The organism is Leucobacter fengyongliangi (genome assembly GCF_052386045.1).
The window spans coordinates 972,520-999,175 of record NZ_CM126356.1; the positions used below are offsets into that span (position 1 = coordinate 972,520).

General features: G+C 63.1%; 23 protein-coding genes. 18 read left to right on the forward strand and 5 right to left on the reverse strand.

The features are described 5' to 3' along the window. Window positions 1-2 precede the first annotated feature (2 nt). The 6 genes from ACTNFK_RS04580 to ACTNFK_RS04605 all read left to right on the forward strand — a co-directional run bounded on the left by ACTNFK_RS04580 (window position 3) and on the right by ACTNFK_RS04605 (window position 6,962). The gene (locus tag ACTNFK_RS04580; protein WP_435936241.1) at window positions 3-1,121 is read left to right on the forward strand and encodes a bifunctional 2-methylcitrate synthase/citrate synthase; all 1,119 of its coding nucleotides are present in this window, start codon (window positions 3-5) and stop codon (window positions 1,119-1,121) included. A 210-nt stretch (window positions 1,122-1,331) separates the two neighbouring features. Further along, entirely contained in the window at window positions 1,332-2,711 is a 1,380-nt protein-coding gene (locus ACTNFK_RS04585; RefSeq protein WP_435936242.1) for a trimethylamine monooxygenase, read from the forward strand. A 249-nt stretch (window positions 2,712-2,960) separates the two neighbouring features. Beyond that, entirely contained in the window at window positions 2,961-4,085 is a 1,125-nt protein-coding gene (locus tag ACTNFK_RS04590) for an ABC transporter substrate-binding protein (RefSeq protein WP_435936243.1), read from the forward strand. A gap of 69 nt (window positions 4,086-4,154) precedes the next feature. Further along, window positions 4,155-4,991 (forward strand): ABC transporter permease, encoded by an 837-nt coding sequence (locus ACTNFK_RS04595; RefSeq protein WP_435936244.1) that lies wholly within the window; start codon window positions 4,155-4,157, stop codon window positions 4,989-4,991. Window positions 4,992-5,011: 20 nt separating this feature from the next. Continuing rightward, window positions 5,012-5,842 (forward strand): ABC transporter permease, encoded by an 831-nt coding sequence (locus ACTNFK_RS04600; RefSeq protein ID WP_435936245.1) that lies wholly within the window; start codon window positions 5,012-5,014, stop codon window positions 5,840-5,842. Beyond that, window positions 5,835-6,962: an ABC transporter ATP-binding protein gene (locus ACTNFK_RS04605; protein ID WP_435936246.1), complete on the forward strand. Its 1,128-nt coding sequence runs from the start codon at window positions 5,835-5,837 to the stop codon at window positions 6,960-6,962. Before ACTNFK_RS04600 ends, ACTNFK_RS04605 begins: the two co-directional genes overlap by 8 nt. Here ACTNFK_RS04605 and ACTNFK_RS04610 read toward each other — a convergent pair. Genes ACTNFK_RS04610 through ACTNFK_RS04620 form a run of 3 tightly spaced genes read right to left on the reverse strand, consistent with a single transcriptional unit; the run spans window position 6,959 to window position 9,046 of the window. Continuing rightward, complete coding sequence (locus tag ACTNFK_RS04610) at window positions 6,959-8,230, reverse strand: THUMP-like domain-containing protein (RefSeq protein ID WP_435936247.1); 1,272 nt, start codon at window positions 8,228-8,230, stop codon at window positions 6,959-6,961. The genes ACTNFK_RS04605 and ACTNFK_RS04610 overlap by 4 nt on opposite strands. Before the next feature lie 4 nt (window positions 8,231-8,234). Beyond that, complete coding sequence (locus tag ACTNFK_RS04615) at window positions 8,235-8,666, reverse strand: DUF4190 domain-containing protein (RefSeq protein WP_435936248.1); 432 nt, start codon at window positions 8,664-8,666, stop codon at window positions 8,235-8,237. Window positions 8,667-8,701: 35 nt separating this feature from the next. Continuing rightward, window positions 8,702-9,046, reverse strand: a complete 345-nt coding sequence (locus ACTNFK_RS04620) for a DUF4190 domain-containing protein (protein WP_433645919.1) — start codon at window positions 9,044-9,046, stop codon at window positions 8,702-8,704. Between the two features lie 295 nt (window positions 9,047-9,341). Here ACTNFK_RS04620 and groES point away from each other — a divergent pair, with 295 nt between their 5' ends. The 8 genes from groES to guaA all read left to right on the forward strand — a co-directional run bounded on the left by groES (window position 9,342) and on the right by guaA (window position 18,383). Next, window positions 9,342-9,638: a co-chaperone GroES gene (gene groES, locus ACTNFK_RS04625; protein ID WP_433645918.1), complete on the forward strand. Its 297-nt coding sequence runs from the start codon at window positions 9,342-9,344 to the stop codon at window positions 9,636-9,638. 91 nt (window positions 9,639-9,729) lie between these two features. Continuing rightward, a complete protein-coding gene (gene rarD, locus ACTNFK_RS04630; RefSeq protein ID WP_435936249.1) occupies window positions 9,730-10,683 on the forward strand; it encodes an EamA family transporter RarD in 954 nt (317 codons plus the stop codon). Between the two features lie 113 nt (window positions 10,684-10,796). Continuing rightward, a complete protein-coding gene (gene guaB / locus ACTNFK_RS04635; protein ID WP_433645916.1) occupies window positions 10,797-12,299 on the forward strand; it encodes an IMP dehydrogenase in 1,503 nt (500 codons plus the stop codon). Between the two features lie 42 nt (window positions 12,300-12,341). Next, window positions 12,342-13,463, forward strand: coding sequence for a GuaB3 family IMP dehydrogenase-related protein (locus ACTNFK_RS04640; protein WP_433645915.1), 1,122 nt, complete (start codon window positions 12,342-12,344; stop codon window positions 13,461-13,463). Window positions 13,464-13,468: 5 nt separating this feature from the next. Beyond that, on the forward strand, window positions 13,469-15,196 hold the full coding sequence (locus tag ACTNFK_RS04645) for a glycerol-3-phosphate dehydrogenase/oxidase (protein WP_433645914.1): 1,728 nt from the start codon (window positions 13,469-13,471) through the stop codon (window positions 15,194-15,196). A gap of 194 nt (window positions 15,197-15,390) precedes the next feature. Beyond that, window positions 15,391-16,251 carry an SURF1 family cytochrome oxidase biogenesis protein gene (locus tag ACTNFK_RS04650; RefSeq protein ID WP_435936271.1) on the forward strand — a complete coding sequence of 287 codons (861 nt, stop codon included), beginning with the start codon at window positions 15,391-15,393 and terminating at the stop codon, window positions 16,249-16,251. A 45-nt stretch (window positions 16,252-16,296) separates the two neighbouring features. Further along, window positions 16,297-16,800, forward strand: a complete 504-nt coding sequence (locus ACTNFK_RS04655; protein WP_435936250.1) for a DUF3817 domain-containing protein — start codon at window positions 16,297-16,299, stop codon at window positions 16,798-16,800. Then, window positions 16,797-18,383 (forward strand): glutamine-hydrolyzing GMP synthase, encoded by a 1,587-nt coding sequence (gene guaA, locus ACTNFK_RS04660; RefSeq protein WP_435936251.1) that lies wholly within the window; start codon window positions 16,797-16,799, stop codon window positions 18,381-18,383. Before ACTNFK_RS04655 ends, guaA begins: the two co-directional genes overlap by 4 nt. Window positions 18,384-18,682: 299 nt before the next feature. Here guaA and ACTNFK_RS04665 read toward each other — a convergent pair whose 3' ends face one another. Beyond that, on the reverse strand, window positions 18,683-19,522 hold the full coding sequence (locus tag ACTNFK_RS04665; RefSeq protein WP_435936252.1) for a Bax inhibitor-1/YccA family protein: 840 nt from the start codon (window positions 19,520-19,522) through the stop codon (window positions 18,683-18,685). 168 nt (window positions 19,523-19,690) lie between these two features. On the opposite strand from ACTNFK_RS04665, the gene ACTNFK_RS04670 reads away from it, so the two are divergent. Next, entirely contained in the window at window positions 19,691-20,728 is a 1,038-nt protein-coding gene (locus ACTNFK_RS04670; protein WP_435936253.1) for a glycerophosphodiester phosphodiesterase family protein, read from the forward strand. On the opposite strand, the gene ACTNFK_RS04675 is transcribed toward ACTNFK_RS04670, so the two are convergent. Continuing rightward, window positions 20,725-21,723 carry an asparaginase gene (locus tag ACTNFK_RS04675; RefSeq protein WP_433645909.1) on the reverse strand — a complete coding sequence of 333 codons (999 nt, stop codon included), beginning with the start codon at window positions 21,721-21,723 and terminating at the stop codon, window positions 20,725-20,727. The genes ACTNFK_RS04670 and ACTNFK_RS04675 overlap by 4 nt on opposite strands. A 62-nt stretch (window positions 21,724-21,785) precedes the next feature. On the opposite strand from ACTNFK_RS04675, the gene ACTNFK_RS04680 reads away from it, so the two are divergent. The 3 genes from ACTNFK_RS04680 to ACTNFK_RS04690 all read left to right on the forward strand — a co-directional run bounded on the left by ACTNFK_RS04680 (window position 21,786) and on the right by ACTNFK_RS04690 (window position 26,583). After that, window positions 21,786-24,383, forward strand: coding sequence for an ATP-dependent helicase (locus ACTNFK_RS04680; RefSeq protein ID WP_435936254.1), 2,598 nt, complete (start codon window positions 21,786-21,788; stop codon window positions 24,381-24,383). Between the two features lie 281 nt (window positions 24,384-24,664). Then, entirely contained in the window at window positions 24,665-25,573 is a 909-nt protein-coding gene (locus tag ACTNFK_RS04685; protein ID WP_435936255.1) for a GGDEF domain-containing protein, read from the forward strand. After that, window positions 25,570-26,583 carry a GGDEF domain-containing protein gene (locus tag ACTNFK_RS04690; RefSeq protein ID WP_435936256.1) on the forward strand — a complete coding sequence of 338 codons (1,014 nt, stop codon included), beginning with the start codon at window positions 25,570-25,572 and terminating at the stop codon, window positions 26,581-26,583. Before ACTNFK_RS04685 ends, ACTNFK_RS04690 begins: the two co-directional genes overlap by 4 nt. Window positions 26,584-26,656 lie beyond the last annotated feature (73 nt).

A 26,656-nucleotide genomic window follows, 5' to 3' on the forward strand; every position in this document is an offset into this window, starting at 1 on the left:
CAATGACTGAACATGCGACAGAAATCAGAAAAGGCCTCGCCGGGGTGGTCGTCGACGAAACGGCGATTTCGAAGGTGAACCCTGAGAGCAACTCGCTGCTGTACCGCGGGTACCCCGTGCAGGAGCTATCGGCCAAGTGCTCATTTGAGGAGGTCGCGTGGCTGCTCTGGCACGGGGAGCTGCCGAGCGCCGACGAGCTTTCCGCGTTCACGGCACGGGAACGTGCGATGCGCGCCCTCGATCCCGCGGTGAAGGCCACGATTGACCTGTTGCCGATTCAGGCGCACCCGATGGATCTCACGCGCAGCGCAGTGAGCGCGATCGGGGCGCTCGACCCAGGCGCAAACGCGGAAGGGCAGGAAGCGAACCTCGCGAAGGCTGAGCGGCTCTTCGCGCAACTGCCGGCCGTCGTCGCGTACATTCAGCGCAGGCGTCGGGGGCTCGAGCTGATTGACCCTCGCGACGACCTCGACTACTCGGCCAATTTCCTGTGGATGACCTTCGGTGAGCTCCCGTCCGCCGCGGCGATCGATGTGTTTCGGGTCTCGATGGTGCTCTACGCGGAGCACTCCTTCAACGCGTCGACGTTCACCGCGCGCGTCATCACCTCCACCACGTCCGATCTCTACTCGGCGGTCACCGGGGCGATCGGTGCGCTCAAGGGCGCGCTGCACGGGGGAGCGAACGAGGCCGTCATGCACATCTTCACCGAGATTGGCGCAGCCGAGAACGTGAAGTCGTGGCTCGACGAGGCGCTCGCCTCGAAGCGCAAGATCATGGGCTTCGGTCACCGGGTGTACCGTAGCGGTGACTCCCGAGTGCCAACCATGAAAGCTGCGCTTGACGTGCTGATCGCGGAGCGCGGCGCAACCGAGCTGATCGCCCTCTACGACGCACTCGAGGCCGATTTCGTGGCACGCAAGGGGATCTATCCCAACCTCGACTATCCATCGGGCCCGGCCTATCACTTGCTGGGCTTCGATACGGAGGTCTTCACGCCGCTCTTTGTGGCGAGCCGCGTCACCGGCTGGACCGCGCACATCATCGAGCAGCAAGGATCAAATGCGCTGATCCGCCCACTGTCTGCCTATAACGGGGTTGCCGAACGTCACCTCGGGTGACTGCTCTGACCGCGGGGCCATGCTGTGCGTCTACAGGCATAGTATGGCCCCGTGGTATCCTGGGTACACATGCAGAACATTACCGAAGCCTCCTAGTCCGCACCCTCGAGTTCTTTGTCGAGGGTTTTTTTGTGCCTCAGCGGCGCACACGGCTCCGGGCTACGCTGCTTCTGCATGCGGACATTGGATACGGAATCGGAGTGAAGTTACGTGAAAAAGCGTGTAGCAATTATCGGAGCAGGCCCGAGCGGAATGGCTCAGTTGCGGGCGTTCGAATCAGCCGAACGGAACGGCCACGACGTGCCAGAGATCGTCTGTTTTGAGAAGCAGTCTGACTGGGGCGGCCAATGGAACTACACGTGGATGACCGGCCTGGACCAGCACGGCGAGCCGGTGCACTCAAGTATGTACCGCAACCTCTGGTCTAACGGGCCGAAGGAAGTGCTGGAGTTCGCAGATTACACCTTCGATGATCACTTCGGCCGCGCGATTTCCTCATACCCGCCGCGCCCAGTGCTATGGGATTACATCTCCGGGCGCGTCGAAAAGACCGACGTGCGGAGGCTTGTGCGCTTCGAGACCGTCGTGCGACTCACATCGTTTGACGAGGATTCGGGCATGTTCACTGTCACCAGCGAACACCTGCCCAGCGGCGAAACCACCGTTGAGGAATTTGATCACGTGGTCGTTGCCAGTGGGCATTTTTCATTCCCCCGAATTCCTGAATTTGCCGGCATCGAGACCTTTCCGGGGATCGTCGGCCATGCGCACGATTTCCGTGGCGCGGAATCACTCGTCGGACAGGACGTGTTGCTGATTGGTGCGAGCTACTCAGCAGAAGACATTGGCTCGCAAATGCACAAGATGGGTGCCCGACAGGTCACCATGAGCTACCGGTCAGCACCCATGGGCTATGACTGGCCCGAGGGCATGGAAGAGAAGCCGCTGGTGGAGCGCTTCGACGGCAACACGGTGCATTTCATCGACGGCACGAGCCGAGTGGTTGCTGCGGTCATTTTGTGCACCGGTTATCAGCACAATTACCCATTCCTTGCAGATGATGCGGCACTCGATTCACCGAACAACGTGTATCCCGCGGGGCTCTATAAGGGCGTGGTGTGGAATGAGAATCCTGCGCTGTTCTACCTGGGTGCTCAAGATCAGTGGTTCACCTTCAACATGTTCGATGCGCAGGCCTGGTTGGTGCGTGATTTCATCACAGGGGAGCGCGACATGCCCGCACGTTGGGCTCGCGATGCTGACATCGCCGAGTGGATGCAACGGTTTGAAGCGATTCAGACACCGGCTGATGAGATCCGTTTCCAGGCTGATTACGTGCGCGATCTCATTGAGGCAACCGATTACCCGATGTTCGATCTCGAGCGGGTTGTGGAAATCTTCCTCGCGTGGAAGGCAGATAAGAAGCGCGATATTCTTCGCTATCGAGACGAGGTCTACCGCTCGGTCCTGACGGGAACGCTGGCGGCCAAGCATCACACCCCGTGGCTTGAGGAACTCGATGACAGCGTCGAGCGCTACCTGTCGACTCCAGAGCCGGACGGTGAGAAAAGCAGCCTGAAGGCCGCCTGACATCACGAGACCGCAGACGTGACGAAGTCGCATGATGCGTGTCTCCAGTCTCGGGTGATTCTCAGGGCTGCGTCGCCTGAGCCCGCAGCCTCGCACGGGTGGGCGGCATTCAGATGTCGTTCACTCTTGCGTCAGGTGCGGGCCATGTCGGGGTGGTCGTTCGTTTGATCGGGATCCCTAGGCTCACTCTGGTGCTCGACCCTTTGAGCCTGCGAATCGGCGGGCGGGGCGGGCCACGAGAGGACTACCGTGATTCGTCGCAATCTCATCGCTACCGGAGTAATCGCCACAGTGGCGCTGCTCGGCCTGAGCGCCTGCAGCTCGGGGTCGACCGAGACACCCGATGCCGGGGCCACCGTCGATGCAGCCACTGCCACGAGCGCCGAGGACTTCGGCGGCTTTGAGGCCTTGGTCGCCGCGGCGCAGGCCGAGGGCGAACTGAATGTGATCGCGCTTCCCGAAAACTGGGCCAACTATGGCAAGATCATCGCCGCGTTCGAGGACGAGTACGGGATCACCGTAAACTCCGCCTCACCTGACGTTTCAAGCGCTGAGGAGATTCAGGCCGCCGAGAACCTCAAGGGCCAAGACACCGCCCCCGACGTGTTCGACCTCGGCACGGCTGTCGCGCTCGACAGCCTCGACTACTTTGCCCCGTACCAGGTGCAGACCTGGGACGATATCCCCGCTGAGAACAAGGAAGCCACCGGCCTCTGGGTGAATGACTACACGGGGCTGATGTCAATCGGCTATAACGCGGATCTGGTCGATGCCCCGGCATCACTCAATGACCTTCTGGGCGAGGGCTACAAGGGTGCCGTGGCGCTCAATGGCGACCCGACCCAGGCCGGAGCCGCGTTCGCGGGTGTGGGCCTCGCCACCGTGCAGGGCGGCGGCAGCCTTGACGACTTCCAGACCGGCATCGACTTCTTCGCCGATCTGAACGCTGCAGGCAACTTCCTGACAGTCGATCCGACCCCCGCGACGATCGCCTCGGGTGAGACCCCAGTGGTATTCGACTGGTCGTACAACAACATCGCCGAGAAGCAGAACGTGCCCACTTGGGAGAACCTGGTGTTGCCCGGTGCTGCGTACGGTGCCTATTACAATCAGGCGATCAACATCGGCGCGCCGAACCCGGCTGCTGCCCGCCTGTGGCAGGAGTGGATCTTCAGCGACACCGTGCAGAACCTCTACCTCGAAAGCGGCGCCTTCCCGGTGCGTCTTGCCGCGATGCAAGCCGCTGGCTCGGTTGATGCAGACATTCTGAAGGCAGTTGGTGGACTTCCAGAGGAACTCGTGAGCGCGGACGAGGCGCAGACCACCGCAGCGAACGAGTTGCTCGCCGCTGCGTGGCCCGGCGTTATTGGCTGACCTGCCGAATCGGGATCCTGGTGCCGGGCATCGCCCGGTGCCAGGATCCACCCGCGATTGGACACGCTCATGAAATGGCTTGGTCTTACGCCGTTCGCGCTCTACGTGCTCGTCTTTCTGGCGCTCCCCGCGACCCTGGCGATCGGCACTGGATTCTTCGACTCGGACGGCGAAGTGACGCTCGACAACTTCGCGGTGCTCCTCGAGCCTGCGGTTCAGCAGACCTTCTGGGCATCGATCTGGGTGAGTGCACTCACAGCGCTGCTCGGCGCATCGCTGGGGGCGCTGCTCTGCTATGCCCTGCTTGGCGCGAGAGAGGGCGGTCCGCTGCGTCGTGCGATCGACGTCGCATCCAGCGTGCTTGCCCAGTTCGGCGGGGTCATGCTGGCGTTCGCGTTCATCGCGACTATCGGTATCCAGGGGATCCTCACCGTGTTGCTGCGTGATCAGTTCGGTCTCGATATCTTCGAGAACGGCGTGTGGCTCTACCAACTTCCCGGCCTGATTCTGCCGTACCTCTACTTTCAGGTTCCCCTCATGGTCATTGTGTTTTTCCCGGCGATGCAGGGGCTGCGGCGAGAGTGGGCGGAGGCGAGTGCCACGCTCGGCGGTGGATCGCTGACCTACTGGGGCCGCATCGCGGGCCCGATCCTCGCGCCGTCGTTCCTGGGTTCGCTGCTGCTGCTGTTCGCTAATGCCTTTTCGTCGTATGCAACCGCGGCAGCGCTGATCAGTCAGGGTGCTCAGATCGTTCCCTTGCAAATTCGCGCCGCGCTTATCGCCGAGACCGGGGTCAACCGTGCGAACTCGGCTGGCGCACTGGCGCTCGGCATGTTGCTCGTGATGCTCATCGTCATGGTGGGCTACTCCGCGCTGCAGCGCCGCGCCGCGAGGTGGCAGGGTTGAGCGCCGCGGCCACCTCCCGCGTGGCAAGATCAGTAAGCGGACTGCCTGCGCCGTGGCTGCGACGCACGATTCTCCTGCTGATCTGCGGGGTGTTTCTCGTTCCGATCGTGTCGATGCTGTGGTTCACTTTCCGGCTACAGGGTGGTGGCATTGGGGTTGACCATTGGGTGGCGCTCTTCAACCCGGAGAATGAACGCGCTTACCGCAACCTCGTGACGGGCATCACCAATTCGCTCATTCTCGCGTTGATTACCATCGCGATCGTGTGGCTGCTTTTTCTGCCCACTATCGTTCTCGTGCACCTGCAGTTTCCGAAGCTCGCGCGGGCGTTCGAACTGCTTACCGTGCTGCCAATCGCGATTCCGGCCATCGTGCTTGTCGTCGGATTTGCGCCCCTCTACCGGGCCATCGCGCAGGTGGTAGGCAGCGGTGTGTGGACGCTCAGTCTGGCCTACGGCGTGCTGGTCTTGCCTTTCGCCTACCGCGCTATCGCCTCCGATCTGCAGAGCATGAATGCGCAGACCCTCGCTGAGGCTGCCCGCACCTTGGGGGCGAGCTGGCTGACCGTGCTCACACACATCATCGCCCCGGGACTGCGCTCGGGGCTCACGAGCGCAACCCTGATCACGGCGGCCGTGGTGTTGGGCGAATTCACCGTATCTTCCCTCCTCAACCGCGTCACCATGCAGGTGGCGCTCGTCGAGGTATCCAAGAGCGACCCGTATGCGGCGGTTATCACCTCGCTGCTGTCGCTCATCATCGTTTTCGCGCTGCTATTCGCGTTTGCGTCGCTGAACTCAGCGCGCGGCAGGCGAAGAATTCGACCCCAGGAGGTTGGCACGAATGGCTGACACAGCTGCAGCGCCCATGCTGAAGGGTACCCGGATCACTTTTGCCGGGGTGACCAAGGCCTACGGTTCGAATACTGTCCTCAATCGAATCGATCTCGACGTGCAGCAGGGCGAGTTCGTCGCGTTGCTCGGCCCCTCGGGTTGCGGGAAGACGACGATGCTGCGCTGCCTCGCCGGGCTCGAGGCGGTCACGAGCGGCGGGATTGCCATCGACGGCGCCGACATCGCCCGAGTTCCGGCCAACAAACGCGACATGGGTGTGGTGTTCCAGGCATATTCGCTTTTCCCGCACATGACCGTCAGGCAGAACGTCGAGTTTGGTTTGCGCATGCGCAAGGTCGCCGCGCAGGAGCGCGGAGCCAGGGTGCAGGAGTCCCTCGAACTTGTGGGGCTTGCGCACCTCGGTGGTCGATATGCGCACACGCTCTCTGGCGGTCAGCAGCAGCGAGTTGCGCTCGCCCGCGCGCTCGTTACCAGGCCTCATGCCCTGCTCCTCGACGAGCCGCTCTCCGCGCTCGATGCCAAGGTGCGGGTGCGTCTCAGAGATGAGATCAAGGCGATTCAAACCGAGCTGGGTATCACCACGATATTCGTGACCCACGATCAGGAGGAGGCGCTCGCTGTCGCCGATCGGGTCGCTGTCATGAAAGACGGAGTGATCGAACAGCTCGGTGCACCGGAAGAACTCTATCGGCGCCCGGCAACTCCGTTCGTCGCTCGCTTTATCGGAGAATCCAACCGCATGCAGGGGACGCTCGCTGGCGACGGTGTGCGGATGCTTGGCACTCAACTCCCGGTCATCGCTCACTCCGGTCTGCGCGAGGGATCCGCTGTACACGCATTTGTGCGACCCGAGCAGTTGTTATTAACGAGGGTACCTGCGGGCGAAGACGCGGGGGATCGGCAGGCACGCCTGGGGCACGGCACCGCCGCGGTCGTGGTCTCGAGCGGTTTTCTCGGTGCCCAGCGACGAACCGTCGTTCGACTATCGACTGGAGAGCTGGTGACGGTGCAGCACCCGGCCAGCGAGAGCTTCTCCGTGGATGACCAGGTCAGTGTTCGACTCGTTGGAGACCCGGTCGCAGTGGAACGCGCTGAGCCTGACCCATCGGCTGTTTAGGCGAGATCGCAGCGTTCCGCGAGCAGCGTGACGTGGCGGCCCTGTGTCCGAGTCAGGATCAACGTGGCTCGATTTGGCCCGCGGAGCTTGAGTCGAGTGCGCAGGGCTGCCGGGTCAACGTCGGCCCCACGCTTCTTGATTTCGAGAGCACCGATGCCGCGTTCGGAGAGGGCTCGGCGGAGGTGTTTCTCCTGGCCGGGCAGCTCTTCGAGCACGCGAAATGCCTGCGCGAATGGGGTGGCCCGCAGCGAGTCGGCCGTGAGATAGGCGATCCCCTCACTGACCATGCCCGCTCCGAGTTGCTGGGCGAGCAAGCCGATCAGTCGCGCCCGAATCACCGCACCGTCTGGCTCGTACAGAAACGCTCCGAGTTCACGCGTCTCGGCATCGGGGAAATCGGCTGCCGCTGTGAGCTCGTGCTGCCGGTCGCCGCGCACCACGAGCGCAGCGCGGCCCACTCCCGGGCGAGCGACAGCCCCGAACCACAGCCCGGTCTCGACCACTTGGCCGTCAACCGAGACCCACTGCGCTTCCGCGGACGGCGGAATGAGTTCTCGATCGAATCCCGGGCCTAGCTTCACGCCGGTAGGGAAACGGTCGGAAAGGCCGAACGCGAAGTCAAGCGAGGGGGAATAATCGTCGGGGGAGGAGAGCCTGCGGGTGTCGCGGTGCCCCGCGGTGCGGCGGGCGGGATCCAGGAAGACACCATCGACACTGGTGAGGCTCACCATTTGCGCATCGGTTACGTAAACCCGAGGGGGCAGTGTTGCGTGAGCGTCGGATGCGATGGCGAGGTTGTGTTCGGCAACCCGGGCAGTGAAAGGGTCGATTTCCACGGGCCGCACCTGGACTCCTGCGGCCACGAGTGCGAGTGATTCCGCGCCAATGCCGCAGCCGAGGTCAGCAACAACGCGACAGCCCGCAGTCGCGAAGCGCTGTGCGTGGGTATTTGCCACGACGGCGCGTGTCGCCTGCTCAAGTCCCGCGGGAGTGTAGAGGTAGCGCCTGGCGTGCTCGCCGAATTTCAGGGTGGCCTTCCGGCGCAGATCGGCTTGGCTGAGTAGGGCGGCAGATTCGTCTGGGGGTACTCCCTGAGAGCGTAGCCGCGCTCCCAACTCAAAGGCACCCGATCCGCTCTCAAGCGCACGTTCTACCTCGGCGAGGCGCTCGAGGCCGAGGGAGGTGAAGAGTGTCGACCACCCCGGTGGTGCCTCACGTGAAGCGGGCCCCGGGGTGTTCCCCCGGGGCCCGCTTGCGAATGCTGTCATCCGTTTAGAACGAGTTATCGAATTCGGAAGGATCGAATTCGGAGAAGGCGGCGCCCATGGTTGCGATCATGATGATGATGAACGCAAAGTAGGAAACGACCGCGAGAATCACACCTGCAACCATCACATAGCCGACGATGAGCGCGGTGAGCGCCACACCTCGTCCGGTATCACCGTTGCGCTTGATCTGGCTCATCCCCATGTGGCCAAAGACAATGCCAGCGATTGGCTGCACGAAGGCCAGCACGATGGCGATGAGCGCGAATGCGTTCATGTGCGCCAGCGTGGTGGGTCGAGCTGGAAGCACCGGTTCGGGCTGGTAACTGGCCTGCTGCTCCGAAGCCATCACGGGGGAGGGCTCGTTGCTCTGAAACGGGTCGGTGTCGGGCAGCACCGTGGTGGGCTGTTCCGTTCCGGGCGGGGTGGGTGTTGACATGACTTCTCTCTTTGGTTGTGTGGCCAGTGATTCGACTAGTAGCTGACGCCGCTCATGCCAATCGACGCGATGACCGCGATCCAAATGAAAATGCCGATTACCCAGGCGGCAACACCGATGTAGCCGATGATGAGTGCGGCGATCGCGAGACCGCGCCCGCCCTCACCGGTCTTCTTGATCTGATTCAGTGCGATGTGACCCAGAATGACGCCAACCAAACTCACAATGATCGACGCGATCAGTGCGATGATCGCCATCGTGTTGGTGGGGCGAGGTGCGGGTTGTTGGGGTGCCGCGTACTGCTGCGGTGCCGCGTACTGTGGGGCGGCGGGCTGCTGCGGGGGCACAGGCTGCTGGTTGGGGTCATAGGGGGTCGTCATGTGGGACTCCTCGAATCAGCTGACGGGCTCTGTTGCCCCGGTCAGTCAGTCATGATTATCCCATAGGGGAGCCAAATATTGGGCGAATTTCAGGGGTGAGGCATCGGAACTTTCAGGGGTCTACTGAGCGGAGTGGGTGGGAAGGAAACGCTACGTCTGTGTTCGCCCGCGGCGATACGAGCCCGCAATGCTGGCACTCACCTTGCGAGAGTGCTAGCGGAGACCATAGAATTCCAACAGGGCGCCCGACCTTGGGCGCAGGTCCAGTTTTCCCGCTTCAAGAAAGAGGTCACCCGTGTCGGTCTCCATCAAGCCGCTCGAAGATCGCATTGTTATCAAGCAGGTCGAAGCAGAGCAGACGACCGCTTCAGGTCTGGTCATTCCCGACAGCGCCAAGGAGAAGCCCCAGGAGGGCGAGGTCGTGGCTGTGGGCCCCGGTCGCATTGATGACAAGGGCAACCGCGTGCCGCTCGACGTCTCCGTGGGCGATATCGTGCTCTACTCGAAGTTCGGTGGCACCGAGGTGAAGTACGGGGGCGACGAGTTCCTCGTGCTCTCCGCTCGCGACATCCTCGCGGTGGTTGTGCGCTAGTTTCGCGCGTCACGAGAAGGGCCGGTGCAGTGCACCGGCCCTTCTTTTTTCCCGGAGCGATCGGGCTGTGCTCTGGTACTAGGCTGGCGTGGTGACGAATCGTTCGGGCTACTTCTACGGGGTCGCCGCGTACCTGTGGTGGGGTGCGTTCCCCCTCCTCTTCAGCTTGTTGAGCCCGATCAACCCCCTCGAGATCGTGCCCTGGCGCGTGCTGACTGCGGTTGCCTTTTGTGGCATCGCGATCGCGGTCATGCGGTCGTTCGGCCCCGTTGCACGCATTCTTAAGTCCCCGAAACAACTGACATGGTTCGTGGTTTCGTCGATCCTGCTGTACGCCAACTGGCAGATCTTCGTGATCGCGATCGTCACAGGGCAGATACTGGAAGCCTCGCTCGGGTACTTCATCAACCCGCTCATGACGGTGCTGATTGGTGTGCTCGTGCGGCGAGAGAAGCTGCGGTCGGCCCAGTGGGTGGCAGTCAGCATCGCCGGCATCGGGGTGATGATCGGCGCAATTGCCTACGGAACTTTCCCCTGGCTTGCGCTCGGAATAGCGTTGACGTTCGCCCTCTACGGCGCGGTGCGCAAGCAGGTCAGTGAGGAAATTGACCCGCTCTCTGGCCTCACCGTCGAGACCATCATTGCGCTGCCAGTTGCCTTGGCACAGCTTCTCGTGCTCTTCCTCCTGGGCGGGTCGCTCACCGCTTTTACTCACGGTTCAGCAGTGACAATTCCCCTGTTGCTGAGTGGGGTTGCAACCGCGATTCCGCTGCTCCTCTTTGGAGCGGCGAATCGTCGACTCCCGTTGACGCACCTGGGGTTCATTCAGTTCTTGACACCAATCCTGGGTTTTCTCAGTGGGTATTTCATTTTTCACGAAGAAATGCCACTGACGCGCTGGATTGGTTTTGTCGCGGTGTGGATCGCGCTCGTGATCCTCGTGACCGATATGGTCTTGGCGAGTAGGCGCATGCGAGCCCAGTCGCGGGTCAGTATCGAGCCTCCCGCAACCACAGCTCCAATTACCACTCATCCTGCAGCGTAGCCATCCCGGGAACAACCAGCGGGTCGCTGCGATTACACTGGTGACACGGCCACACCCCGGCCACAGGACGGCGTCGTTCGCTCCCACCGCACCGATCTGCAGAAGAGGTCTTCATGGAACAGCGTGATCCGTTCGCCTTCACCGGGCTCACCTACGATGATGTGCTGCTGCTTCCAGCGCACACCGACGTGATTCCCAGCGAGGCGGATACTTCAACGCAGCTAACTCGTCGCATTCGGCTTGGCATGCCCCTCGTCTCAGCTGCCATGGACACGGTGACCGAGACGCGGATGGCCGTGGCGATGGCACGAAACGGTGGCATTGGTATTCTGCACCGCAATCTTTCGATTCAAGATCAGGCCGAAATGGTTGATCGGGTGAAGCGCAGCGAAGCCGGGATGATCACGAACCCGGTCACCACCCATGTCGATGCGACCGTCGCTGAGGTTGACGCGGTGTGTGGTGAGTACCGAGTATCCGGACTTCCGGTGATCGACAAACAGGGCACGCTCGTGGGCATCATCACCAATCGCGACATGCGTTTCATCGATCCGGCGGAGCGTGCGACGCTGCGCGTCGGCGAGGTCATGACTCGCATGCCACTCGTCACGGCACCCGTGGGCATTTCGCGCGCTGCGGCGGCGGAGATCTTTAACAAGCACAAGATAGAGAAGCTGCCGCTCGTGGATGCAAGCGGTAAGCTCACCGGCCTCATGACGGTCAAGGATTTCGATAAGGAAGAGCAATACCCCAATGCCACGAAGGACGATGCCGGGCGGCTCCGCGTGGGTGCCGGTATCGGCTTCTTCGGCGATGCGTGGAAGCGCGCAGGTGAGCTGCTTGAAGCCGGAGTCGATGTGCTTGTCGTGGATACCGCGAACGGCGACAGTCGGGGCGTGCTCGACATCATCTCAAAGCTCAAGGCCGACCCGGCCTTCGCGGCGATCGATGTCATTGGCGGAAACGTTGCGACATATGCTGGCGCGCGCGCCATCGTTGAGGCGGGTGCCGACGCAGTGAAGGTGGGGGTGGGGCCCGGTTCAATTTGCACAACTCGGGTGATCGCCGGGGTCGGGGTTCCGCAGGTCACCGCCGTGTATGAGGCGGCAAAGGCGGCGACGCCAGCGGGTGTGCCCGTGATTGCTGACGGCGGCCTGCAGTATTCGGGCGATATCGCGAAGGCCCTCGTTGCGGGTGCGTCATCGGTCATGCTCGGTTCGCTCTTCGCCGGTACCGATGAGAGCCCCGGTGACCTGGTCTTTGTGGGCGGAAAGCAGTACAAGAGCTACCGTGGAATGGGTTCGCTCGGAGCGCTGCAGACGCGAGGCGAGCGCACCTCCTACTCGAAGGATCGCTATTTCCAGGCCGACGTGCCGAGCGATGAGAAGCTCATCCCCGAGGGCATCGAGGGTCAGGTGCCCTACCGTGGCCCAGCCGGCGCCGTTGCGCATCAGCTCATCGGTGGCCTGCGCCAGTCGATGTTCTACGTCGGGGCGCGAACGATCGATGAGCTCAAGGAGCGCGGCCAGTTCGTACGCATCACCGCAGCGGGCCTGAAGGAAAGCCACCCGCACGATGTGCAAATGGTCGTTGAGGCACCGAACTACAAGCGGTAGTGAGTTCACCTCGATGTCACACCGAGCCGGTAGGCTGGTGTGGTGAGTAACGAGATCGAAATCGGCCGCGGAAAGCGCGCGCGACGCGTGTACACCTTCGACGAGATCGGCATTGTGCCGACGCGCCGGACGCGCGACCCCGAGGTGGTCTCGACCCAGTGGTCGATCGATGCGTTCCAGTTCGAGATCCCGGTGCTGGGTGCGCCGATGGATTCCGTCATGTCGCCCCAGACCGCCATCGCGCTGGGGCACCTCGGCGGGCTTGGCGTGCTGAACCTCGAAGGGTTGTGGACGCGGTACGAGGATCCGCAACCACTGCTTGACGAACTGGCGACGCTGGGCGATGATGCCGAGACGGTCAAGCGCATGCGGGAGATGTACGCTGCGCCGATCCGCCCCGAGCTGATTCGTGACCGTCTGGGCGAGATTCGCGCCGCTGGGGTCACGGTCGCGGGTGCACTGTCCCCGCACCGCACCGCAGAGTTTCACGACACGGTAATTAAGGCAGGCGTCGATCTCTTTGTGATCCGCGGCAACACCGTGTCTGCCGAGCACGTGTCGGTCGACGGGCGCGAGCCGCTGAATCTCAAGCAGTTCATTTACGAACTCGACGTTCCCGTGATCGTGGGCGGTGCGGCGACTTACCAATCGGCACTGCATCTGATGCGCACGGGCGCGGCCGGTGTGCTCGTCGGTTTCGGTGGTGGCGCATCATCGACCACGCGGGCCACGCTGGGCATTCGCGCACCGATGGCATCGGCGATTGCTGACGTTGCGGGCGCACGATCCGACTATCTTGACGAGTCGGGCGGACGATACGTGCACGTGATCGCTGACGGTGGGCTGGGCACCTCTGGTGACCTCATCAAAGCGGTCGCGTGTGGCTCTGATGCGGTGATGCTCGGTGCGACGCTTGCGCGTGCGACCGACGCCCCCGGGCAGGGTTGGCACTGGGGCCAAGAGGCCCACCACGAAGATCTTCCGCGCGGTAAGCGGATGCGCGTGGGCGGGGTTGCGCCGCTCTCCGAAGTCATCGCGGGGCCCGCGCATGTCGCAGATGGCACGGCGAACCTGATGGGTGCGCTGCGACGGGCGATGGCCACCACGGGCTATTCCGAGTTGAAGGAATTTCAGCGCGTCGGCATTGTGTACGCAGAGCGGTAGGCATCATGGCGCAGCAGGACTCACGAAGTACCGATCGGCTCGGGCCTGCTGAGCGCGACGCAGCGCTCGCCACGCTTCGTGACCCCGAACACGAGCTCGATGTGCTCGTCATCGGTGGAGGCATCACCGGTACAGGGGCTGCGCTCGACGCGGTGACGCGCGGGCTCTCCACGGGAATGGTCGAGTCGCGCGACTGGGGATTCGGTACCTCCAGCCGGTCCTCGAAGCTTGTACACGGCGGGATCCGCTATCTCGAGCAGATGAACTTTTCGCTGGTGCGCGAGGCTCTCATTGAACGCGGCCTACTGCTGCAACGGATCGCGCCGCACCTCGTGCGTCCCGTGCGCTTCCTGTACCCGGTCACGACCCCCGTCATCGAGCGCGTCTACGTGGGTGCCGGAATGATGCTGTACGACCTGTTCGCGCGTTCAGGTGGGCGAGCGCCGGGGGTACCGTGGCATCGCCACGTCTCGCGCAAGGGGTTGCAGCGCGATGCGCCGGGCCTGCGGAGGGGCGCGTTTCGCGGGGGGCTGAGTTACAGTGACGCGCAGGTCGACGATGCCCGATACGTCGCGATGCTCGCGCGCACGGCGGCCTCGTACGGTGCGCACATCGCGAGCAGGGTTCGTGTCGAGGGATTCCTGAAGGTTGGCGAGCGCGTGGTTGGTGTCACCGCGCGCGACCTCATGACCGATGAGACGTTCGAGATTCACGCCAAGCAAGTGGTCAATGCCACGGGTGTGTGGACGAGCGATCTGCAGAAACTCGTGGGGGAGCGCGCCACGTTTTCGGTGCGGTCGTCAAAGGGGATCCATCTGGTCGTGCCGCGCGATCGCTTCCGCTCGAAATATGGTTTGCTGTTGCGCACGGCGAAGAGCGTGCTGTTCGTGATCCCGTGGGGTCGACACTGGCTCATCGGCACCACCGACACTGATTGGGAGCTCGACAAGGCCCACCCCGCGGCGACTGCGGCCGATATCGACTACCTGCTCGAGCAGGTCAACCGAGTGCTGAAGACTCCACTGACCCGCGACGATGTCGAGGGTGTGTTTGCGGGGCTGCGCCCGCTCCTCGCCGGTGAGAGCGATGAAACCTCGAAGCTCTCGCGCGAGCACCTCGTGGCGCAGCCGGTGCCTGGTCTGGTGATGGTCGCTGGAGGGAAGTGGACGACCTATCGCGTGATGGCGAAGGATGCCATCGATGCTGCAGCCGATGCGCTCGATGGTCGCGTGCCGGAATCAATCACGCATGACGTGCCGCTTCTGGGCGCGGAGGGCTACAAAGCGGCCTGGAACCGCCGCAGCCGCGTCGCTCGTGCCTTCGACGTGCACCCCACGCGAATCGAGCACCTGTTGCGCCGGTACGGCTCACTCACCGGTGAACTGCTTGATCTGATCCGGGAGCGACCCGAGTTGGCGGACCCGCTGCCCGGTGCCGACGACTACATCGGGGCGGAGGTGGTGTACGCGGCGAGTCACGAGGGTGCCCTGCACCTTGACGACGTGCTCGCCCGGCGCACCCGCATTTCCATTGAGGCTTGGGATCGCGGGGTCTCAGCGGCTCCGGTTGCCGCCTCGCTCATGGCGGGGGTGCTGGGCTGGTCGAGGGCTCGCACCGAGACCGAAATTGAGCGTTATCGAGCCCGGGTTGAAGCCGAACTCGCGAGCCAGCAACAACTCACTGACGTGGCGGCGGATCGCGTGCGCCTCGGCGCTCCAGAGCCGTCCGCCTGAGCCCTCCGTCCACCTGACTGAGGCCACCACCAGATTCGGTTCAGCCTCGCGGGCTACAATTTGGGGGTGCCGCGCCACACTTGTGGCGCGCGGAATCCGCACCAGTCCCATTCAAGGAGCGCTGCACCATCAGCACCACACTGCCCGCCTCCCGGCGCCCCCAGTACGCGGGGAAGCCCACACTCGGGCAGGTGATGCGCAGACCACAGTGGATCGGCGCGCTCCTGTTGGCGCTCGTCGTCGCGGGCGCGTTCGCCTGGCTCGGTCAGTGGCAGTTGAGTTTTGCCGTACAAGCGGAGAACGATGACGCAGCGAGCAGCGAGATTGCGCGCCCCATATCCGAGGTGACCGATGCCGGCACCTCGGTAGCCGACACCGCCGCGGGCATGGTCGTGACCACCTCAGGCGAATTCGTGCCCGGCGATTTTCAGATCATTGAGCAGCGAATGCACGGCGACGAGCTAGGTGTATGGGTGAGCGGTCACCTCGCTTCTGATGAGGGGCACCTTGCCGTTGCGATTGGGTGGGCGCGAACCGATGCTGATGCCGCGCGAGCGATCGACGCGCTCGAAGTCCGCAGCGCCGTGTCGGGATTGAGCCTTGGGGTTGAAGGGCGGTATATGCCTCCCGACGGTGCGATGCTACCGAGATCTGACGAAGACCCAATGAGCATCACGAGTATGGCCCCGGCGCAACTTGTCAATCTTTGGCAACCCTTCGATGGGTCCGCCTACGCGGGATTCCTCGTCATGCATCCAGGGGAGGGTGAGAGCCCGATCGACAGCTCGACGATGACGAAGCTCGGTCTCGTCGCGATCGATTCGGTTCCGCCGCTTCCCGTGGAAAAGATCAACTGGCTCAACCTCTTCTACGCCGTTGAATGGGTCGTGTTCGCGGGCTTCGCGATCTTCTTCTGGTACCGACTCGCCCGCGACGCATGGGAGAAGGAGCACGAGCTTCGACTGCTTGCCGCAGCCGGGCCGGATGCCCACGAAGCCGGGATCCGCGGAACGGACGCCCCGAGCGGGTCACCGGCCGAACAGGGTTCGCCCTAGTGCAACCGCCGATCCACGATCTCGCACTCGAATAGAATGGACCCCATGGTTCTGCAGCCCAAGCCAGCCGACTACCCGCGGATTCGTCGGGCGCTCAAGGTCTACAAGGTCACGTCTGTGATCACCGGCACAATGCTGTTACTGCTGTGCGCAGTGATGGTCATGAAGTATGCGTTCCAGGTGCAACTGTTTCTGTTTACACCAGACGGCTTTGCCTCGTTCGAGCCGCTTGCGCCCGAGGGTGTGGAGAGCGATTATCAGCCAGCCGGGTTCGACCTCTTCAAAGCGATTCTGATCGCGCACGGCTGGTTCTATGTCGTGTACCTGATCTCGAACTTCATGCTGTGGAGCCCGATGCGCTGGACCTTCACGAAGTTCCTGGTGCTCGCGCTCGGAGGCGTCATTCCGCTCATGTCTTTCTTTCTTGAGGTGCGCGTGGCCCGTCAGGTCAACGCATTCCTCGACTCCCACGGCGATCCGTCACACCCCCAGATTTCACTGGACACCCCCGCGGCCGAAGCCGCCCATTCCTCGGAAGGCCGCCCATGACCGAAAATACCCAAACCTCGCACCAGCCGGTTCTCGTTGTTGACTTTGGCGCTCAGTACGCGCAGCTGATCGCGCGTCGCGTGCGTGAGGCTGGCGTGTTCTCCGAGCTGGTGCCGCACACCATTTCGGCGGCAGAAGTTGAGGCGAAGCGGCCACTCGCAGTGGTGCTGTCTGGCGGGCCCTCGTCGGTCTACGAAGCGGGTGCCCCGCAGTTTGACGCGAGCATCTTCGAGCTGGGCATTCCCGTGTTTGGTATTTGCTACGGGTTCCAGGTAATGGCACGCGCACTGGGCGGCGAGGTTGGGAATACGGGCGACCGCGAATACGGGGCCACGACCGCGACGGTGCACGGTGGCGGTGGCGCGATCCTTTCGGGGCAGCCCGCCGAGCAGAACGTGTGGATGAGCCACGGCGATGCCGTGCAACAGGCGCCTGAGGGTTTCGATGTGTTGGCCGCGACGTCGGTGACCCCCGTCGCCGCGTTCGGTTCCGCCGAGCGCAAGATGTACGGCGTGCAGTGGCACCCCGAGGTGCGGCACAGCGATTTTGGTCAGCGCGTGCTCGAAAACTTCCTCCACGAGGTCGCTGGCATTCCCGCCGACTGGAACGCCGGAAACGTCATCGCCGAGCAGGTGGATCGCATCCGCGCCCAGGTGGGCAGCGGCAAGGTGATTTGTGGGCTCTCGGGCGGCGTTGACTCCGCGGTGGCTGCGGCACTGGTACAGAAGGCAGTCGGCGAGCAGCTCGTGTGTGTCTTTGTGGATCACGGCTTGCTGCGCCAAGACGAACGACGCCAGGTAGAGGAGGACTTCGTCGCCTCCACTGGCGTGCGTCTGGTGACCGTTGACGCGCGGGCCCAGTTCATGTCTGCGCTTGCGGGAGTGACCGACCCCGAGACGAAGCGAAAGATCATTGGCCGCGAGTTCATCCGCACCTTTGAGCAGGCCGAGGCTGAGCTCATCGCGGAGGCCGCTGAAGGTGATGGCGAGCCGATCCGTTTCCTGGTACAGGGAACGCTGTACCCCGACGTGGTCGAGTCGGGCGGAGGATCGGGCACCGCGAATATTAAGAGCCACCACAATGTGGGGGGACTTCCCGAGGACATGAACTTCGAACTGGTCGAGCCGCTGCGCGATCTGTTCAAGGACGAGGTGCGGGCGATTGGACGCGAGCTCGGGTTGCCCGAGGAGATCGTTTCGCGCCAGCCGTTCCCCGGACCAGGCCTCGGTATTCGGATCATCGGCGAGGTCACGGAGGAGCGCCTGGATATTTTGCGGGCGGCCGATGCGATCGCTCGTGAGGAGCTCACGGCGGCCGGCCTCGACGGTGAGATTTGGCAGTGCCCGGTCGTGCTGCTCGCCGATGTGCGTTCGGTGGGCGTGCAGGGCGACGGCCGCACGTACGGGCATCCCGTGGTGCTGCGCCCGGTGTCGTCGGAGGACGCGATGACCGCCGACTGGACGCGCGTGCCCTACGACGTGCTCGCGCGCATCTCGAACCGCATTACGAATCAGGTGCCGGAGGTCAACCGCGTGGTGCTCGACGTGACGTCGAAGCCACCCGGCACAATTGAATGGGAGTAGGCGTGAAACGAGAGGCCATTTCTGGCCTCTCGTAGCCTACTCCGAGGCCGTCTCGGCCTCGGTTGAGTCGTGACTTGGCGTGAAACGAGAGGCCATTTCTGGCCTCTCGTAGCCTACTCCGAGGCCGTCTCGGCTTCGGTTGAGTCGTGACTTGGCGTGAAACGAGAGGCCATTTCTGGCCTCTCGTAGCCTACTCCGAGGCCGTCTCGGCCTCGGTTGGGTCGTGACTTGGCGTGAAACGCATGAGGGGGTGGGTGCCAATGGCACCCACCCCCTCATGCGTTGATCCGCCAGCGAGATTAGTCGCCGCGCAGGATCGCGAGGATGCGCAGGATCTCGAGGTACAGCCAGATCAAGGTGACGGTCAGGCCAAACGCGGCCGACCAGCCGTAACGTTCGGGTACGCGGTTGCGCACGCCGTTCTGGATCAGCTCGAAGTCCATCACGAGGGAGTACGCGGCGAGAAGCACTGCCAGGCCGCCGATCAGCAGGCCGAGCGGAATGCCGAAGACGGTTGCGCCGCGCATGCCCCACGGGTCGTCGGTAGCGCCGAACATCATCATGCCTACGTTGATGAGAGAGAAGACGAGGTAGCCAACCATGGCGACCAGGAAGATCTTGGTCATCTTCGGGCTGGTGCGCACCTTGCCGCTGCGGAAGAGCAGGAGAGTGACACCGAAGACCGAGAAGGTGCCGATGATGGCCTGCGTGACGATGCCCGCCCACTGCGCTTCGAAGATGCCGGAGATGCCGCCCAGGAACAGGCCCTGCGCCGCGGCATAGCCCACGATGAGGGCAACATTCGGCTCTTTCTTGAACGCGTTGACGAGACCCAGCACGAGCCCCACGAGCGCGCCGGGGATCATGAGGATCGGGACGAACCATCCGACCGCCGCGGTGGCGAGTACCACGATGAAGAGCATGACTGTCTTCGAGATCGTGTTCTCGTAGGTCATCGGCTTGTCGCTGCCCACAACGGGGGGCAGCTGTGAGCCGCCGGCGACAGGGGGGCTTGCCGGCTGATCTACGCCCGGCCGCTGCAGGGAGGCGGCTGGCTGGTCGTAAATGCGGCGCAACTCATCGGCAGTGAGGGTCTTGCCATTCAGCGCCGGGTTGTTGGATAGTGCGGGGTTACTCATTCGTCGGGCTCCTTTGCGGGGCGGACTGGATAACCCAACTCTATCTGGGCACCCTTTTCTGCGGGCTGTGATTCTGCCGTGGCACAGTGCTCGTTCGCTGTGGGCGTGCTGCCTGTCTGGCGTGCTCCAAACGTGCTGGGCAAGTCGCCGGGGCGCTACAGTTCCCTTATGCCTCACGACGCAGTACGCCCCGCAGCCCGAGACGCGGCCCGCAGGCCGCTCATCATCGGTCACCGGGGAGCATCGGGGTACCGACCCGAGCACAGCCCCTCGGCCTATCGGCTCGCGTTCGCACAGGGGGTCGATGCGGTGGAACCCGACATCGTGGCGAGCCGGGATGGCGTGCTCGTCGTGCGTCACGAGAACGAAATCTCGGGCACCACTGATGTGGCCTCCCGACCCGAATTCGCAGAACGTCGCACCACCAAGACGGTGGACGGGGTGCGACTCACCGGTTGGTTCACCGAAGATTTCACTTGGGCCGAGCTGCAGACGCTGCGGTGCAGGGAACGTTTGCCCCGGCTGCGTTCCGAGAACACACGATTCGATGGGATCGAGCCCGTTCTGAGGCTCTCTCAGGTGCTCGAACTGATCGACGACGAGGGGCGGTCGCGGGGCACCAAGGTCGCGGCGGTGGTGGAGATCAAGCACGCCCACTATTTCCTCGGCATCGGTCACGACCTCGGTGAGCTTCTCATCGCCGAGCTTGAAGCGGCCGGGTGGGCCGACCGAGAAGACCAGCTCATCATTGAGAGTTTTGAGCTCGGCGTGCTCGACCGGTTGCGGACGGCCGGGGTGAAAGCGCAACTGGTGTTTCTCACTGAGTCCATCGGCACCCCGGCTGATGAGGTGGCGCTCGGAACCGGCGCGCGCAGCTGGCCCTGGTATCGCAGCGACGAGGGCCTTGATTTGCTCGTGGGGCGGGTGCACGGGATCAGTGTGGGGAAGGCTGATCTGTTGGCGTTCGATGGCCGTGGCCGGAAGACCGGTGCGACCGATCTGGTACAGCGCGCCCACGAGCGCGGTCTCATCGTGTACACCTGGACCCTGCGGCCCGAGAATGCGTACCTCAACGCGGCGCACACCCGGGCGGGCGGCAAGGGCGCAGCCGGGGACTGGCGCACCGAATGGGCGCAGGTGATCGCGACCGGAGTTGACGGAATCTTCGTCGACCATCCGGATCTTGCCCGAGGATTGCTGACTTAGGCGCTCCGCTCGCCGACGAGATTCGCTTCCATGAGGGCGCGCAATGCGGTGCCGGAGGCACCGCGATCCACTGCGAAGGCGAGTTTGGCCAGCGCGGATTCGAGCGTCATGTCACCGCCATCGATCACGCCGGTCGCGGCCATCTGGCGGCCGACCGCGTAGCGTTCGAGGTCGATACCCCCGGTGGCGCACTGGGTGATGGCGACCACAGGAAGCCGCGCCGAGACATCACGCAACGCCTCCGTCATGCCCGGGCGCGACATCGGGGCGTTGCCGCTGCCATAACACTCGAGCACGAGGCCGTCGGGTCGTGCGCTCGCCGCCGCGCGCAGGTCGTCAGCGGTCACCCCGGGCACGAAGCGAAAACTCACCACGCGTGCCGATTCTGTGGGGGAGTGGTCTTCCCCGAAATCGAGGCGTGGAATGCCGGTGGCACCCGGCCCCAGCGGGCGCTCCGCGCGAAAGGCTTCGCGCGCGTCCGTTTGATACTTTGTGGCGCGTACCGCGGGAACGAGCGAACCACCAAAGGCCACCGATGCCGGTGCGGTCGAAGCCGCGCGTACCGCAGCCGAGATGGCGAGCGCGAGATTGGCGGGGGCATCGCTGCCCGGGGCTCCGTGTGGCAGTTGACTGCCCGTGATCACGACCGGTGCGCCCAGGTGCGCGAGTTCAAACGCGAGGCGCGCGCCGGTGTAGGCAAGCGTGTCGGTGCCGTGCGTGATCACTACGCCGCGAGGTCGGTGCGTGTTGATCCGCGCTCGGACGGCGCGGGCGATTCGGGGTGCCGTTTCGGCATCTGCGTTCGCGCTGTCGATGGGCGGAGTGAGATGGTTGATGCGAAAGTCCACTCCGCTCCTGGCGCAGATACCGGCGACGAGCGTTTCGAGGGCCTCCGGGAAGTCGGGGTCTGGAACGAGACCTCGACCAGAATCGTGCATCCCGATCGTGCCGCCGGTGGCGAAGACGAGAACTGAGGGGCGTTGAGAGGGGGGCATCCCTCCATTCTCTCGGACTTGTTGAGGTTCGTGTCGGTGGCGGCTTCTAGACTTAACCCACGATGAGTGACTTCGAACTGATTGCGCCAGATGGCACCAACCTCGACAGGCCTGGCGATGCCCGGGCCACCGCAGGAAACGGTGGCGAAGACCCCCTGCTCGCCGGCCTCAACCCGCAGCAGCGACGGGCCGTGGAAGCGCGTGGGCAGGCACTGCTGATCGTCGCCGGGGCAGGCAGCGGCAAGACGCGTGTGCTCACGCACCGTATCGCACAGATCATTCGAAACAGGGAGGCCTGGCCAAGTCAGATCCTTGCGATCACCTTCACCAACAAGGCCGCCGCCGAGATGCGTGAGCGGGTACAAGAGCTGCTAGGTGACGCAGCCGAGGGCATGTGGATCTCGACCTTCCACTCGGCGTGCGTGCGCATTCTGCGCCGGGAGGCGGAGAAATTCGGCTACGTTTCCGGGTTCACAATCTACGACTCGGCCGATTCGAGAGCCTTGCTCAAGCGCTTGATCAAAGACCTGGAGGCCGATACCTATGGCTTCACCCCCGCGAACACTGGCGCCAAGATCTCGAAGCTGAAGAACGAGCTCGCCGACGCCGACTCGTATGCTTCGACCGCAAGTTCGAGCGATCCTCGAGACCGGCTCTTTGTCGAGATCTTTCGCGGGTATGAGCAGGCACTTCGTAAAGCACATGCGTTCGACTTCGACGACCTCATTGGGCAGACGGTGCATCTCTTCCGCTCCCACCCCGAGGTTGCCGCGGTCTACCAACGCAGGTTTCGTCACCTCTTGGTCGATGAATACCAAGATACGAACCACGCACAGTATTCGCTGATTCGCGAGTTGACCCTGCCCGTCGAGAGTTCTCTAGCGGATCGCCTCCAGCCGCCCGTGCGGGAGTCGGAGGTAGATGCGACTGGCCGGATTCCTGGGGCGAGTCTCACGGTGGTGGGTGACAGCGACCAATCGATCTACGCGTTCCGTGGCGCCGACATTCGCAACATAGTGGAGTTCGAGCGCGACTTTGCCGACGCCGAGGTCGTCAAGCTGGAGCAAAACTATCGCTCGACACAGAACATCTTGAGCGCCGCAAACGCGGTGATCGGCAATAACTTCGACCGTCAGGAGAAGAACCTCTGGACAGCGGAGGGGGATGGCGAGAAGATCATCGGGTTCACCGGCTATTCGCAGCACGACGAGGCGCGATTTGTGGCGGAGGAGATCGAAGACCTCCACCGATCCGGCATGGCGTACGGTGACATTGCCGTGTTCTACCGCACCAATTCCCAGACGCGTGCGTTGGAAGAGCTCCTCATTCGATCCGCCGTCCCGTACCGTGTGCTCGGCGGCACGAAGTTCTACGATCGCGCCGAAATCAAAGATGCCATGGCGTATCTCACGAGTCTCGCAAACCCATACGACCCGATTTCGTGGTCGCGACTCATCGCGACCCCCAAACGAGGTATTGGTCCGATGGCAGAGGCGCAACTCGCCAACTTCCAGGAGGCTGAGGGCATCTCGTTTCATGACGCGATGTTGCGTGCCGACGATCTCGGGTTCGGGCCGAAGGTGCGCGGGTCGATCCTCGCCCTCGGCGATCTCTTGCTTCGGGCCGCGCGCATGGCGGCCGGGGGAGGCGGCACGGACGACACGGCCTCACCCAAGCAACCGGCGCCGGTGGCTGACGTGCTGAAGCTGCTGCTTGATGAAACGCAGATGATCGAGCGACTCCGGGAAAAGCGCGATCCGCAAGACGAGGCGCGAGCGGAGAACCTGGAAGAACTCGTTGCGGTTGCCCGTGAATTTGACGTCAAGAATCCGGGCGCGGGGCTGCTCGAATTTCTCACACAGGTGAGTCTCGTGGCTGCGGCTGACGACCTTGACGATGCGAGCGGAACGGTGTCGCTCATGACGTTGCACACCGCCAAGGGGCTCGAGTACCCGGCGGTGTTCATCACCGGGGTCGAGGAAGGCCTGCTGCCTCACCAGATGTCGGTCGATGAGGTCGGTGGTATCAGTGAAGAGCGGCGCCTGATGTATGTCGGCATTACGCGGGCGCGCAGGTTGCTGTACGTCACGCTGGCAAGCACCCGCGCCACCTACGGTGACATCTCGGTGGCGATGCCTTCGCGTTTCCTGCAAGAGATTCCTGAGGGGCTTATTCAATGGCGGCAGTCGCCAGGCGAGGTGACGGGGCGCGGGGGCACCGAATCCCGGGCACTCAATGCCCCGCGGTATTCAGCCTCCGGTGGCCGAAACCCGCGGCAAGTCGGCGGGCGAGGAAGCGATTCGTCGGTCTCGTTTGGTGGCGGATCCGCATCCTCCAGGAGCCTATCTGGCTCCGCGGCAGTCTCGGAACCAGCCAGTGGAAACATGCAGTCGGCGCTCGATAAGTGGCGCGAACGTAAGCGTCTGGCGAAGGAGTCTCAGCGCTCCGGAGCGGGCTTCCCCAATCTGATCGGCCCTGGCGCGCGCGACAACGGCGATCTGCACCTGGTAGCAGGAGACCTGATCCGCCACGAGGAATACGGGGATGGTCGTGTGACCGCAGTGACCGGTGAGGGGTCGAAACAAGTCGCTCACGCGGTGTTTGAGTCTGTTGGCGAAAGAAAGCTGTTGATCAAGCTTTCCCCCATTGAAAAACGATGACTTTCCTCAGGTAATTTCACCGAAGTGCATGGCAAAGTGTTTCCCAGAGTGTCGTTCGTGCATGTTAGGCTGCGCATAATTGTGATCTGGGGCTGGTCATTTCGACTGCATGCACCTGCGATGTGCGGCTCGGAGGCATACGCAAGGCGTCTGAGGTGGCTGAAGACAAGAACGGTGTAAGCAGAGACGTGCTGAATAGTGCCGCAGAATCCCGTGATGAGTTGGGGCGAGGTGAGCGAGGCCCCAGCTCCGCTTTTCGAGCCCGGCAGGATTCGCATTCCTTGTTTCTCATTGCCGCCGGCATTCTGCTGACGTCTACGCTCGTCTTCGATTTTCTGCTCCATCGCGAAGACCTGGATCCCGTGGTGCTCTCGCTACTCATGTTCGTTGCCTTGGCTCTTGGCACTTTCGCGGTGATTCTCGGGAAAAACTTTCCGCATTCGCTCGGGCTGTGCTGCGTCGCAGTGCTTGCTCTCGCAAGCGTGTACTTCATCAGTCCCCTCGGTGATGAACAGTCGGCGGTGTCGAGCATGCAAGAACTGCCCATTCTGGCGCTCTACCTCGCGTGGTTTGTGAGGCGCCCACTTAACCGGGCGCTCCTGTTGGCAAGTCTGGCGCTCATTGCACTGATGATGCTTTACAACCCGGCATTCCATTTCGCCGGTAACCTCGGGGTTGCCGTGGCGATTCAGGCGATCATAGCCACGGTTTTCTGCTTCGAGGTCGGCCAAGCGCTTTGGCGCCGGTCAGAGCACGAGGTCACCACCGATGCACTCACCGGAGCCCTAAACCGCTCAGGTTTCATGAAGCAGCTCCAAGAGGAGATCGCGCGATCATTGCGGTTCAACAGCCCACTCACTCTCGTGGTGATTGACTTTGACTACTTCAAGCAGTTGAACGACCGCGGCGGGCATGCGGCGGGTGACCAGGCTCTCATCGACACGGTGCAGCTCTGGAAAAGGGGTCTGCGGTCTCGAGATCTCATTGGTCGCACCGGCGGCGACGAGTTTGCGATCCTGTTGGACCGCACGGATGCCACTGCTGCCCAGCAAACGATGACTCGTCTGCGGGAGCGATCTCCGCACGCGTGGTCGTGGGGAGTGAGCCAGGCTCGGGAGGGCGACACCATTGAGTCGATGTTTGACCGAGCGGATCAGAAGCTCTACGCGGTGAAGCGAGCGAGAGCGTGAACCGCAGCGGAGATGCCGGCCGGATTGTCGTCCTGGCGCAGCGCGTGCGCGATTTAGGCGTGCGACTGGCGCGTCGGCAGTCGGACTTCTCTGCGGTCAGCGCCGTCCTCACAGCGGTCTTGGCGCTCACGCTTTTGATCGAGGTTGTGGTCGGTCACGCCCATCTTGATCGCCTGCTCGTGCTGTGCTGCCTCATCGGTTTTGCGCTCCTCAGTGTGATCCCACTGTGGGCAGGTCGGCGCTATCCTGGCTGGGCAGGGATCGCCGTGACCGGCGCGCTCGCGCTGTGGTCTGGCTCTTTCGTTTTCCAGACTGCCCACGCGCACACCGAGCTCAGTGCGCTGATTGAGCTCACCATGATTGCGCTGTACTTGGGGTGGTTTTACCGGCCAGCGTTGGCCAGGAGCGCGTTGCTCTTCAACGTGCTCGTGATTCTCGGGGCACTGCTCTGGCGCCCCGAGCCTGCCTCGAGTGGTTATTCCTCGGCAGTAGCCTTTGCCTACGCGGTGATTGTCTCGGTCTTCTGTCTGGAGGCCGGATCCTACTTGCGCCGGCGAGCCCTAGTTCGCGCGAATTTCGATCCGCTGACTGGGGTGCTGAACCGTCGGGGTCTGGCCCGACGCGCGAAACGGATGATCGCAGAGGCGCATCGCTCCGGCGCTCCGCTCACGGTTGCGGTGGTTGACTTCGACGACTTTAAGGCGGTCAACGACGAGGGTGGCCACGCTGCGGGGGATCGTGCGCTGCGCGCCACGGCGAACGTCTGGGTGACGGGCCTGGGCAAAAATGATCTGGTGGCAAGGACTGGCGGGGACGAATTTTTACTCCTGATCCACGCGGATCGGGAAACGGCGCATGCTCGGCTGCAAGAGATTGCACTCGATGCCCCCTACCCCTGGACCTGGGGGCTCACCCAACTGCGCAAGGAAGACACGTTGGATGATCTCATGTCACGGGCAGACAGCCGAATGTACGACGCGAAGGATCAGCGCGAGCCGGGCCATCACTAGGCAAGTACAGCTGCCGCATCGCGGGTGGTAGGCTGTTGAACTGGTCGAACTATCTCGACATCGAGACTTTTCA